At 38.0% G+C, this 12393-nt stretch carries 16 protein-coding genes; 6 read left to right on the top strand and 10 right to left on the bottom strand.

The features are described from left to right. The first annotated feature begins 65 nt into the window (after positions 1 to 65). Entirely contained in the window at positions 66 to 731 is a 666-nt protein-coding gene (locus tag F895_RS08185; protein ID WP_005241850.1) for an SOS response-associated peptidase family protein, read from the top strand. A gap of 54 nt (positions 732 to 785) precedes the next feature. On the opposite strand, the gene F895_RS08190 is transcribed toward F895_RS08185, so the two are convergent. Both F895_RS08190 and F895_RS08195 read right to left on the bottom strand, forming a co-directional pair. After that, positions 786 to 1250: a MarR family winged helix-turn-helix transcriptional regulator gene (locus F895_RS08190; protein ID WP_005241849.1), complete on the bottom strand. Its 465-nt coding sequence runs from the start codon at positions 1248 to 1250 to the stop codon at positions 786 to 788. 695 nt (positions 1251 to 1945) lie between these two features. After that, on the bottom strand, positions 1946 to 2803 hold the full coding sequence (locus F895_RS08195; protein ID WP_005241848.1) for an alpha/beta hydrolase family protein: 858 nt from the start codon (positions 2801 to 2803) through the stop codon (positions 1946 to 1948). 135 nt (positions 2804 to 2938) lie between these two features. Here F895_RS08195 and F895_RS08200 point away from each other — a divergent pair, with 135 nt between their 5' ends. Further along, the gene (locus tag F895_RS08200) at positions 2939 to 3394 is read left to right on the top strand and encodes a hypothetical protein (RefSeq protein WP_005241847.1); all 456 of its coding nucleotides are present in this window, start codon (positions 2939 to 2941) and stop codon (positions 3392 to 3394) included. 11 nt (positions 3395 to 3405) lie between these two features. On the opposite strand, the gene F895_RS08205 is transcribed toward F895_RS08200, so the two are convergent. Both F895_RS08205 and brnQ read right to left on the bottom strand, forming a co-directional pair. Further along, positions 3406 to 3666, bottom strand: coding sequence for a hypothetical protein (locus tag F895_RS08205; RefSeq protein WP_005241846.1), 261 nt, complete (start codon positions 3664 to 3666; stop codon positions 3406 to 3408). A 401-nt stretch (positions 3667 to 4067) separates the two neighbouring features. Next, on the bottom strand, positions 4068 to 5369 hold the full coding sequence (gene brnQ / locus F895_RS08210) for a branched-chain amino acid transport system II carrier protein (protein WP_005241844.1): 1302 nt from the start codon (positions 5367 to 5369) through the stop codon (positions 4068 to 4070). Between the two features lie 358 nt (positions 5370 to 5727). On the opposite strand from brnQ, the gene map reads away from it, so the two are divergent. Further along, complete coding sequence (gene map / locus F895_RS08215; RefSeq protein ID WP_005241842.1) at positions 5728 to 6522, top strand: type I methionyl aminopeptidase; 795 nt, start codon at positions 5728 to 5730, stop codon at positions 6520 to 6522. Positions 6523 to 6551: 29 nt separating this feature from the next. Here the strand turns inward: map and F895_RS08220 are convergent, their stop codons facing one another. Both F895_RS08220 and F895_RS08225 read right to left on the bottom strand, forming a co-directional pair. Next, positions 6552 to 7472, bottom strand: coding sequence for a LysR family transcriptional regulator (locus F895_RS08220; protein WP_005241840.1), 921 nt, complete (start codon positions 7470 to 7472; stop codon positions 6552 to 6554). 55 nt (positions 7473 to 7527) lie between these two features. Beyond that, positions 7528 to 7956, bottom strand: a complete 429-nt coding sequence (locus F895_RS08225) for an HD domain-containing protein (protein ID WP_005241838.1) — start codon at positions 7954 to 7956, stop codon at positions 7528 to 7530. A gap of 79 nt (positions 7957 to 8035) precedes the next feature. Between F895_RS08225 and F895_RS08230 the strand changes: the two genes are divergently transcribed. Beyond that, positions 8036 to 8359, top strand: a complete 324-nt coding sequence (locus F895_RS08230) for a hypothetical protein (RefSeq protein ID WP_005241833.1) — start codon at positions 8036 to 8038, stop codon at positions 8357 to 8359. Positions 8360 to 8410: 51 nt separating this feature from the next. Here the strand turns inward: F895_RS08230 and grxD are convergent, their stop codons facing one another. Further along, positions 8411 to 8752, bottom strand: a complete 342-nt coding sequence (gene grxD / locus F895_RS08235; protein WP_004639270.1) for a Grx4 family monothiol glutaredoxin — start codon at positions 8750 to 8752, stop codon at positions 8411 to 8413. Between the two features lie 163 nt (positions 8753 to 8915). On the opposite strand from grxD, the gene F895_RS08240 reads away from it, so the two are divergent. After that, positions 8916 to 10130, top strand: a complete 1215-nt coding sequence (locus tag F895_RS08240; RefSeq protein ID WP_005241832.1) for an aspartate aminotransferase family protein — start codon at positions 8916 to 8918, stop codon at positions 10128 to 10130. 62 nt (positions 10131 to 10192) lie between these two features. Here the strand turns inward: F895_RS08240 and F895_RS08245 are convergent, their stop codons facing one another. From F895_RS08245 to F895_RS08255, 3 genes are all read right to left on the bottom strand, one after another. Then, a complete protein-coding gene (locus F895_RS08245; RefSeq protein ID WP_004772457.1) occupies positions 10193 to 10624 on the bottom strand; it encodes a CBS domain-containing protein in 432 nt (143 codons plus the stop codon). Positions 10625 to 10762: 138 nt separating this feature from the next. After that, positions 10763 to 11140 carry a DUF2750 domain-containing protein gene (locus F895_RS08250; protein ID WP_005241831.1) on the bottom strand — a complete coding sequence of 126 codons (378 nt, stop codon included), beginning with the start codon at positions 11138 to 11140 and terminating at the stop codon, positions 10763 to 10765. A 420-nt stretch (positions 11141 to 11560) separates the two neighbouring features. Next, entirely contained in the window at positions 11561 to 11794 is a 234-nt protein-coding gene (locus tag F895_RS08255) for an SEL1-like repeat protein (RefSeq protein WP_004653777.1), read from the bottom strand. Between the two features lie 226 nt (positions 11795 to 12020). On the opposite strand from F895_RS08255, the gene F895_RS08260 reads away from it, so the two are divergent. Continuing rightward, positions 12021 to 12380 carry a hypothetical protein gene (locus F895_RS08260; protein WP_005241830.1) on the top strand — a complete coding sequence of 120 codons (360 nt, stop codon included), beginning with the start codon at positions 12021 to 12023 and terminating at the stop codon, positions 12378 to 12380. Positions 12381 to 12393: the final 13 nt, after the last annotated feature.

Genomic DNA, 12393 nt, shown 5'->3' with positions numbered 1-12393 from the left:
AAAAGGAGGGGTGATGCCTCCTTTTTTTAACTTTATTTTTTAGAGATATACGTACTGATCTGCTTATGTGTGCTAACTATAAACCTTTGACGGTTGAACAAGCCAAACAGCTAGAATTGCCTTTGATTCCGTTTGAATATGTGGATGAGGTTTACCCAAGCTATAAAACACCTTTGCTGTTTAAATCGGAGCAGGGGCTAGAGTGGCGCGAAGTATTATTTGGTTTAGTACCGAAGTGGTCAGAAGATACCAATATTTCTAAGCATACTTATAATGCAAGACATGAAACTATCTTTCAGAAACCCAGTTTTCTTGAAGCAGCATCTAAATGCAAGTTTGGCGTGATTCCTGTTTCAGAGTTCTATGAAAGTAAGTATATCGATAATAAACCACAACGCTGGGGTGTACGCCGTAAAGATGGGCAGGCGTTTTATATTGCAGCACTTTATGAGATTTGTAAATTGAATGAACACACTGTTCGTTCAGCAACCATGCTGACTATGGACGCGATAGACCACCCGATGATGAAAGATTTCCATGAACCGGGTAATGTGAAGCGATCCGTGGTGGTTATTCCACATCAACGCTTGGATGAGTGGTTAAGCCTGAAGCAACCCCATCAACTCTATGGGTTTATGAATGGTTTTCCCGTAGAGGAATTTGAATGTTCGCATGTACCGAAAGCAAGGCTCGAAAAAATAACCCCACAACTCAATATGTTTGACTTGTAATTTTGACAATAAAGACAAAGGCTTCAATGTTGAAGCCTTTTTTATCTCTGCTTATTAACGCGCAAGATTCTTAAACATATGACGCAGAATTTCCATCGTCTTTTCAATTTGCAAAGGCGTAAGACCATCAAAAGATTGCTCTAAGATGATGGCGGTAAGATCATTGATTTTTGTGATCATCTCTTGGCCTTTTTCTGTGAGAAAAACACGTGTTATACGGCCATCTTCTTTACATGAATAGGTATCGATATAGCCTTCATCTTTAAGGCGATAAACGATTTTGGTGGTAGTAGACATTTTTGAAATAACCATGTCTGAAAGCTCTGACACACTTGCATGTGGTTTGACATGTAAGGCGATTAAAATACGACGACGAGAATTGTCTAGACCATATTTTTTAAGTACGTTGTCAATGTTTTGGACGTATTGAGCATTTACTTGAGAAATCCAGTAAAAAGGGAAGTCTTCTAGGTTAAATGAATCGGCTGTAGGTAAAAAACGCGCATATTTTTTTGGCATCACTTATTTCCTGCTTGCACAAGGAGCAATATTTTGCTGCTCCTAGATTCCATGAAATGTCTCTAACTTTCCTGTTAAAAAAATCAATTTCTAGATTTTTTTAGCATTCCATTTTTTAACACTTTTATCTAAAGATAATGCTGGAATTATCTTAATTCTAAATGAATAAGTCATCATAAAATTCACATAAATCAGCTATTAATGATGTACTATCCAGTCGTCATTCCTTTGCAGATTATGCTCAAGTTTTTAATTCTTGCTCATCTGTAGAATAATCATATTGTAGAAAAAAAATACGATTTTTGACGTGACATTTTTATAATAATTTCTGTCTAAAATGTCATAAATATAGAAAATCAATATATTTAAAAAATAAATAATGCTTAAAAAATAGAGAATACAAATGCTTGTATTAATCAATTGGTTAAAATATAACATATCAAAAAATTAAAAAAGTTGAATAAATACATTCTTTATCACATTTTTCTGATGAAATTTTATCATTGATTGCTTGAAATTCACTGGAATCAGCTCGTTTGAGCTAACAGTGATGGAACGTGATGATTGTAGTTAATGAATACGAGTGAAAAACAAAATGCTAAGCTGATGGGATATTTAAGATAAAAAAGGCGCATCTGAACAGGATTACAGGTTGAGATGCGTAAAGTATCAACAATCAGAGAGAATACGTATGTTTAAATACGCAATTCACTTTCTATGAGTGGCCATAATTTTTGATGGGATTTTTTAAACATTAGCATGTGCCCAATATGCTTATAACCATGCTGTTGTGGATTCAATTCAATCAATTTGGTTGGGGCATTTGGATATAAACGTAAAAGATCTTGCACATTTTCCTGTGTAGCAATTTCGTCATCGCTTGCCCAGAAAGAGGTGATTGGGCATTGAATTTGTTGGTGATAGTCTTCAAAAATGGTCTTACCAATCGCATTCATCACATAACCAGGTTTGCTGCAAAACTCGGCCCACTGTCTGGCAACATTCTTGGGCAGATTTTCTCCCATCCCAATAAATTGAGTTGCGCCATAGCCTTTGAAAAAGCTGGAAATTGGAAAAATAATATTAAACATCACGGGTGCAAGAATTTTAGTCTTTCCTTTTAAACCTTTGACATGCCCTGTTGAACCTGCAATTGCCAAGACTTTAGCAACTTTATTGTAGTTGGGGGTAATACCGAGCAACTGTCCACCTGCACTGTGGCCAATCATGATGACTTTTTCAGCTTGGCTACGATTTAATAAGGTTTCGATGGCAGCTGGAATATCATAGATCCCCCAATCGCTAATGCTGGCATTGGAATTCTTAAGGGCACCGTGCAACGATTCGCCAATCCCCCTAAAATCAAAGCTTAAAACATCATAGCCTTGCTGGCTAAGCCAGTCGGCAAAAGCGTGATAGAAATTTTTGGTAATCCCTGTTGCTGGACAAATCAAGATAGGGTATGGCTTGCTATTGCCTTGTGCAGGATAAAACTGGGCAGCAAGTTGATAGTTATCTTGACAATTGATCCAAAAAGACTCAGAGCGATTCATTAAAACATACTCGTGTATTCGCATCGTTCTACTTTACACAAGTTCCAAAAAGAAACTCGTTTAAAAAATGACTTAAAAGTCAAATTTTATGTAATATAAACGCACAAAAGGAATAGATTGTTTTCGGGGAAATATATGTTGGTTTTAAATAGTGCGACACAACTTGCAATTATATTTAGTGGGATTTTTTTGTGGATGGGGATGTCAACTGGGGTTTGGAAGTATTATCAAATCAGACATACGGAACTTGCTCGGGCACATTATTATGTTGATATTGCACATCGGAGTAGTTTGCTTTATGCCTCTGCCAGTTTGATTCTCGCTGCATTAAGCTTCTTTACGGTGCTATCAGATTCACTGGTTTTGTTTTGCGTTGTTGCGAATTTATTCTTTTTTACAATGTCGATTTTAATTTACATTTTGCACGGCTTATTAAAGGATACAACCAATCAATTTAAACAGCCGCATCAGGTTGGGCGTTGGACTTTACCTGCATGGTGTATGACGTTGATGATGCTCAGTTTAATTGTTGTCGAGCTGGGCGCTACGACAATTTTGTTATTGGGTACAATTGGCCGATTCTGGAATTAAAAAATGGATGATTACTCATCCATTTTTCCTAAAGTATTTTTCTGTCGAGCTACACTTAGCTGTCGAAACTTTCGATCAACAATCGCCCACATACAAAAGGCCAGCGATACAACCAATGCATATGCAAAATATTCAGGTTTTAAATTACCTTTAATTGTGCCTTGAAATAACAACGTAACCATTAAGGCAAGTGTTGTTGTTGCATATACGATTGAATCATTAGCCTTCAGAGTGTTAATGAAGACTTGCTTGTTGAAATGTATTGATAACATCTCCATCCCTCCTTGTTGTGACGACAAAACCATGTGTTTTTGTCTGAATTCTTTTTTAAGTTGTACTGCTATTTTCTGAGCATTTCAATAGGGATAAGGGGTATTTTGAAAATAAATTTTTGAATGTATTGATTTATATAGATTTAAAGTATTTTTTATAGTGATTTATACTATTTTTTAGTTAAATAATGGCTATTATTTTTACATTTTGAAAAACGATTGAATAAGTTTATTGAATAGGAATGGTTGGTTTCCAATGCCTGATTTGACTGGGACGGAGTGATTTTGTTGTTTGAAAAGAAAGATTTGTCGTAAACAAAAAATGAACATTGGATAAAAGAACATTTTTCGTATAGCTAAAATCATGTTTGGGTAAAACATCATTTTAACGACAAATCATTTTATTTCTTAGACGACGATACCCGATCAATCAAAATTGCAATCACAAGAACAATAATTGATGGAAGTAACCATGCAAGATTTTGTTCATTCAAAGGTAAATGCTGAATAAAAGTCGGTAATTGTTGAGTAAAGCCAGCTGCTTTAATCGCTTCAATAATACCGAATAGAAAGGCAATAGCCGTCACTGAACCAACAACAATCGATGGATTATTCCAGCGTTTCCAGAAAAAGCTCAGCATAATGACAACAATTGCAGGCGGATAAATGGCACTTAAAACCGGAACCGAAAACGCAATCAGCTTGGTTAAACCTAAATTGGAAATCAATAATGAAAAACCAGTCAGGATGAAAACCAGCAATTTATAAGATAAACCTGTTAACTCATTGAAATATTCAGCACATGCACAGGTTAAGCCAATTGCAGTGACCATACATGCAAGGAAGATTAGGCAAGTTAGGAAATATGAACCGTAATCACCAAAAGCATGCTGAACATAGGCATGTAGAATGATTGCACCATTGGCTGCGTTTGGAGCGACTTCATGACTGCCTAGGCCAAGTTTGAACAAACTAATATAGACTAGAGTTAGTCCTACACCAGCGATCAAACTCGCGATAATCGCATATTTGGTAATGAGTTTAGTATCTGTGACTCCACGAGATTGAATCGCTTGAATAATCACAATACCGAATACCAAAGCACCTAAAGTGTCCATGGTTAAATAACCACTCACAAAACCTTCAGATACTGGGCTGCTCACATAATTATTTACAGCAGGTGAAATCATGCCTGTTGGAATGGCAAATGCAGCGATACCTAAAATTGCAAGTGCAATAATTTTTAGTGGTGCCAGTACATGACCAACAGTATCGAGTAGTTTGTTTGGATACAGTGAAACTGCGGTCACAAAAGCAAAATAAACAATACTATAGATAAAGAGACTACTGCCAGATGTACCAAAATAAGGTGCGAAACCTATTTCATAAGAAACGGTTGCGGTACGTGGGGTTGCAAATAGTGGCCCTACAGATAAATAGCAAACAATAGTCAGGAGTAAGCTAAAAAAGCGTCCTAAAGGAGAGCTAATGATTTCGATCGAACCTTTCATGCGAGATAAGGCCATAATCGTAATCACAGGCAAACCAACTGCAGTGATTAAGAAACCGAAAGCAGCAAGCCAAACATGTTCGCCAGCCTGCTGAGCAACGATTGGAGGAAAGATAATATTGCCTGCGCCAATGAATAACGCAAAGGTCATAAAACCTAAAGCAATGATATCTCCTGTACGAAGTTGATTCATAACAAGGGAGGCATAAAATAAAAGTGCGAATTTTAAAACAAAAATACATTCTTTTGAAACTAATTTTATGTGAAAACTGTTTGTTTTTTGACTAAAAAGAAATTATGAAAATCATATAATTAGCACTGGTAAAGCTAATGTATTGAAAAGTTTTTAAAACTTGGTAAATGTGCAGCATCTGTATTTTTTTCTTTGGTTTAGATCGAAATTCAAGATGAAATAAAAATGATCATTTAGTCTTAAAATGATTGAAGATTTGAAGGCGAAGGCGTACAAATATTGAAATACTTGATGCAGACCACATATATATTTTTCTGCGTGTGATTTTAATCTAATCAATAAATAAGGAATATCTCGAATGAGAGCTTCTACTGTGACCATTAAGACTGAACATGATCTGGAAAAGTTAAGAATTTCGGGTCGTTTAGCGGCACAAGTGTTGGAAATGATTGGCGCTTATATCAAGCCGGGCATTTCAACTGAATATTTAGATGATATCTGCAATGATTTTATTGTGAATACCTTGCAGGTTATTCCTGCCAATGTGGGATACCACGGTTTTACCAAAACCACATGTATTTCGGTCAATGAAGAAGTTTGCCATGCGATTCCTTCTGCGAAAAAGATCTTGCAAGAAGGGGATATTCTAAATATCGATGTTGCGGTTATTAAAGATGGTTATTTTGGTGATACCAGCCGCATGTATTTTGTGGGTGAACCGAGCCCAGAGGCGAAGAAACTGGTTGAAACGACGTATGATGCAATGTTAGCTGGAATACATGCAGTAAAACCAGGTGCGACATTGGGGGATATAGGCTATGCAATTCAATCAGTTGCACAAGCCCAAGGTTATAGCATTGTTCGTGAATACTGTGGGCATGGAATTGGCCGTATTTATCATGAGCAACCTAATATTTTACACTATGGGCAAAAAGGCCAAGGTATGGTCTTGAAAAAAGGCATGGTGTTTACGATTGAACCAATGGTAAATGCAGGAAAAAGATATGTAAAAGAGCTGAAGGATGGCTGGACTGTGGTGACACTAGATAAGTCATGGTCAGCCCAATGGGAGCATATGGTTGCAGTCACCGATGATGGTTTTGAATTATTGACCCCGTGGCCAAATGGTACAGGATCTTATGCCGCAGTTTAAGCTTGTTTCATGATTTAAAACGCGATTTTTTAATCGCGCTTTTTTTTAGTTGAACATTGTGTGAGTTCTTCAACAAGATAGTCAATAAAAACACGTACCGCTGGTAACAAACCACGTCGTGATGGATAAACAGCATGGAAAATACCGTGAGGCGCAGTCCATTCTGGTAAAACGGTTACAAGTTGTCCTGACTTGACAAAATCTTGGGCAATACTGTCGGGTAATAAGGCAACACCACAATTCTGGGTCGCTAGTTCTGCCAGCATTAATAGATTCGAACCCATAATGACTGGATTTACTTTGATCTTTTTCTGTTGATGCTCTGGTCCTGTAAGCAGGAATTGTTGATCGAGATGATCTTCAGCCATACTGATAATGCGGTGTTCCGCTAATTGTTCTGGTGTACTAATATTACCAAATTCATTTAGATAGGCCTGACTTGCAAACAATCGTTGTTCAATCGCTTCGAATTGGCGTAGCACCAGATTTGGATCATCATCCAGCTTGGAGCGGACACGTAGAGCCAAATCAATCCCTTCATTGATCACATCGACCCGGCGATTGCTGATCATCATTTGTATACGAACTTCAGGATACTTTTTCATGAAGGCGGGTAGGATTTTAGCCATTTGATTCTGTGCAATATCTACAGGCACACTCACTTTGATTACGCCACGTGGCTGGCTACTGAGATGGTTCACCACATCATGTGCTGCTTGCGCTGCATTCATCATGACTTGTGCATGGCGATAGACATCCATACCAATGTCAGTCACAGCAAAATGACGTGAACTGCGTTGAATTAGACGCACACCGAGTTGTTCTTCAAGATTATAAACTCTGCGGCTGAGTTTAGATTTAGGGATGTCCGTCGCACGTTCTGCGGCACTGAAGCCACCGTGTTCTACAACAAGCGCAAAGCAATAAAAGTCATCTAAATCCGTTAGCATTACGCTATAAGCTCCAGCTTTTTGTGATCAAGTTAAATGAGTATCAATGAGATTATTAAACATTTTGGGCCAATAGGATATCTCGAACTTGTTTATATTCGTTTAAACGCTCAAAGTCTTTGCGCGTCGGCTCTGGAATTCGAGACAAGTCCATATTGTCTGTGATATCAGCTAATTTCACAACACGTGCAATCGGGTTTTGTTCTGTTCTTTGTACAGCCTGTAGTCGAGATTCACCTTGCTTCTTAGTCAAGGCAACAATAGCTTCAACAATATGCGTTTGAAATCCTAAAGCATATAAATCTCCAGTGCTTGTATTGGTATCTTCCAAGACATCATGCAAAACAGCGACAATTTTGTGCTCAAGGTCGGGAACATTCAGCATCACCCTTAAGGGATGTAGAATATAAGGCGCATTGGCTTTATCGACTTGCCCCGCATGTTGTTGTGCTGCGAATGCAATGGCTTGTTCTAGGGTTGCCATCAGCTAAATCCTCCGATAGAAGATAGATTAGTGCATGATATTCTTTTAAACTGATTGAAATTTTTTACGTTTTATCATTATGTCATATCAACTCATCACTATTGCCGATGCGACCCAAAACATCGTATGTCCTTATTGCCAACATGCCGTTTTAGACTGGAATCAGGAGCAATATATTCAACCGTGTGAGCATACTTTGTTTATGGCGATGGACTTGGGCTTTGAGTTTATTGCAGATCGCTTCGAAGAAGTCTTACCACAATCTGTCGATGAAATTCATGAAGACCCGAACATGAATATTTTTGCCAGTGTGACTCAGGTGAATTATCTAGATTTACAGATTTATAAAGCAGATTTGGGCGTAGAAGGGATGTTCCGCTATGTCGGTTTTAGTCAGCAGTAAAATGAATCCAATAAAAAAGCCAATCATTTGATTGGCTTTTTACTTTACAGATTATGCTTCAGGAGCAGGACTGTACTGTTCAACTAATGGCTTTAACTCGCCATTTTGGAACATTTCAAGCATGATGTCGCTACCACCAATTAACTCGCCATTAATCCATAATTGTGGAAAAGTAGGCCAGTTGGCAATTTGTGGTAAAGTTGCACGAATATCTTGATTTTCCAAAATATTTACATAGGCAAATGGACGACCAATTTGGCTAAGTGCTTCTACTGCACGAGCAGAAAAACCACATTGCGGGAATTGTGGAGTGCCTTTCATGTAAAGTAAAACAGGGTGTTTCGCAATTTGATCACGAATTAACGCTACTGTATCACGCGCTTGTTCCGTCATAGATAGATCCTCTACTAATCTCCCAGCATTATACCTAAAAAAAAGCGTGGCGGAGGATTGCAAAAGATTTTTCTTATATAAATGTGACTTTACACTTTCAATCTATGCAAGTTTTTGCTTATATAACTTTTTTCCACACGACTACTGATAGATTGAGTTTGTTATGACTAATATCACTCTGGCTCCTGTACAACCTGATCAACCATCACACCTTATGGCAACTTATGGTCGCCAAGCGATCAGCTTTGTACGAGGGCGAGGGGCATATTTATATACGGCCGATGGAACGGAATATTTAGATGCACTTACTGGAATTGCGGTATGCGGCTTAGGACATGCACATCCGGTAATCGCGGATGCGATTGCTGAGCAGGCTGCGACATTGGTGCATACCAGCAATCTCTTTGAGATTCCTTGGCAAACGGCAGCAGCGCAAAAATTGGCTGAAGTTTCAGGTATGGAAGAAATTTTCTTCTCAAATAGTGGTGCAGAATCAAATGAAGGTGCAATTAAAATTGCACGTAAGTTTGGGGCACAACAAGGCATTGCCAATCCTAAAATTTTAGTTGCTGAGCAGTCATTTCATGGCCGTACTTTGGCAACTTTGTCTGCAACAGGCAATAAAAAAGTTCAGGAAGGTTTTGCCCCTTTGGTTGAAGGCTTTATTCGTGTGCCATTTGGTGATGTCGAAGCAATTCAAGAAGCTGCCATCAATCATCCTGAGATTGTTGCGATCCTGATTGAACCCATTCAAGGTGAAGGGGGCGTCAATACAGCGCCACAAGGTTTTAGTTATCTGGAAGAAGTGCGTGCTCTATGTAACCAGCATAACTGGTTGATGATGCTGGATGAGATCCAGACTGGTAATGGGCGTACCGGTAAATACTATGCATATCAACATACCAATATTATTCCTGATGTAATGACGACAGCCAAAGGCTTAGGCAATGGTTTTCCAATTGGTGCGGTGATGACTCAAGGTAAAGCTGTTGGTTTGCTTGGTGCGGGTAGTCATGGTTCGACCTATGGCGGAACTGTTTTAGGTTCACGTGTGGTATATACCGTACTGGATACGCTTGAGAAAGAGAATGCAGTTGAAAATGCAGCAACCGTTGGGGCTTATATTGTTGATCAATTAAGAGCTCAATTGGCTGATTACAATGTGCAAGTACGTGGTTTTGGGATGATGATCGGGATTCAATTGCCAAAAGACTGTGCGGAACTGGTTGCGATTGCACGTGATGAGTATCAATTGATTGTCAATGTCACCGCAGGTTCAGTGGTTCGTTTATTACCACCATTGAATATGACTCAAGTACAAGCAGATGAATTGCTAAAACGCCTTGTGCCTGCCATTCAAAATTTTCTCAAAGCTTAACTAAATAACTGCTAATAAAAAAGGGCAATCTATTTGCCCTTTTTTTATATTCAGATAAATGTTTAACCAGAGATATATTGCTGAAGTTGTTCAATCAGAATACGTTGGTCATCCATCGCAGCTTTAACCAAATCACCAATGGAGATAAAACCGACAAGTTTTTCTTGATCGAGTACAGGTAAATGACGCAAATGGCGATCAGTCATGAGATTAAGGCATTCTTCTACCGTGTGGTTTAAACTCACCGAGATTACTTTTGACGTCATAATGTCAGCCACAGGCGTGTTGTTTGAAGAGCGCTCCATCAAGGCAATTTTACGTGTATAGTCACGTTCAGAGAAAATGCCGACGACTTTTTCGTCTTCAGCAACGACTAAAGCACCAACTCCTTTGTCTGCCATAATCTTAATTGCTTCAAGTACAGTCGCATTCGGTGAAATGGTGAAAATTGATTGTACTGCTTTATTCTTGATGACTTGAGCAACGATTGTCATTGTTTATCCACCTGTGTTGTATTGTCATTTTCATTTAACTTAACGGTATTTTTTTTAATTGCAAAGCCCTAATTTCTTTCCAATGATAACTTTTTCTCATGAATGTCTAAAAAGTCATCATTGAGATGACATAAATAACTAAACCGTCACCGCAGTTTGCTGTGGCATAAAGAAGAAATGCTGCATTTGCTGGGTTGAAAGTTTAAATTTTCGATGTGAAGAGTTAAATAAGGCTGGCTCGACCTGTAAACGTGTTAAGGTCGGAAGTAATGATTCATGAAAATCTTTAGGCGTGATTTTGCGTGGTGTGTAATGCTTCCAATGTGCTTTGGCATAGCGATGAGCTTGTACGCCGTTGAGCCAAAATGGAAATACGTGACCGTCTTGATCAGATTTAATCGCCCATCCTTGATGGTATAAACCCCAAAGCACGCCGCAATACATCATTGTTTTTAGAATTGAAATTTTAATCATCAACTCACGTGAGACAGGTTGGAAATGGTTAAAACGGTACATTTTATTGAACTAATATTCTTAAACTTATGGTTTATTATAAGAAATATAGATGGCAGTTATGTTTAAACAATTGATCTAAATCGTAAGCAAATATTGTGAGTCCATGCTCAGGGCGATTGAATAAAAATTTGATGCAGCCCAAGACGAACTAAGCACGCAGTATTTATTGGGATAATACTTGTATGAATTTTTAAGTATTCAAAACGCCAGCTGAGCAAGGCAAAGCGACTGAGCTTTGATGCAGTGCAAGTCAAGCAATAGGGAGAATAGTGTTAATAGGAGGGATGTAGGTATTAAAAAACGCCACCTGAGCAAGACAAAGCGACCAAGCTTTGACGAAGCGCAAGTTAGACAATAGGGAAGAATGAGGTTAATAGGGTTTATACAGGTATTAAAAAACGCCACCTAAGTGACGTTTGATTATGCTTGCAAGGTTGCCATCTTCTGCCAATACTGTGCCTTCAAGGAATCTCTTTCAACTCGGAAGCCTTGGTAATACAATTCTGCTAAAAATAACGCCGCTTTACCGTGGCCTGCTTTAGCAACTTCCTCTAGCTCTTTTACTGCATCTTGGAAGTTTTTTTGCGATTGAATGGTGTTAACCGCGTTGGCATAAACATGTTCTAGTTCATGATGTGTAAATTGTTGAATCATATAATAACTCCTTATTTTAATTATGATTACCGCACATTCTATTCAAAGATACTCTACTTTGAATTTAAGCTACTTTAACTTTGAATTATTAAAGTAATATGACAAATTGCTGGAAATGTCAAATATATTAAGTATCTTTGCGTAAATAAAAGCTTACACGATTAAACATTAACCACAAATAATTTTAAGTAAAATCAAAGTGAGAATAATAGAAAAGGAGAATAACATGTCAAATGTCATTGATGGCGTAACTGTGGATGTTCCACCATTGGAGAGCCAAATTATTGCTTTAGCGCATCATCACCGTAAATTACTTGATGAAGCGATTTTTCATCAAGAAATTCACTTGGGTGATTATTGCTTGGCTCAGCGTAAACGTGTCTATGATTTTGCCAGCCATTTAAGTCCAGAACAAAAAGATAGGTTCTATATGATTTATGATGGAGAACTGAAAAATATTGCGGATGATGATGATTTGCATCCTGCCGATGCTGAAAGTGGTGTGGGTATGTTTGCTATTTTTATTACTCTGGTCATCATTGCTTTTATTCTGTATTTTTCCTTTGTACGCTCATTAATTAGTTAATTGCAGTAAAGTT

Source organism: Acinetobacter sp. CIP 64.2, from assembly GCF_000369645.1.
Taxonomy (GTDB): Bacteria; Pseudomonadota; Gammaproteobacteria; order Pseudomonadales; family Moraxellaceae; genus Acinetobacter.
The sequence above is the reverse complement of the archived record's forward strand: the minus strand, read 5'-3'. Positions and strand labels throughout refer to the sequence as shown.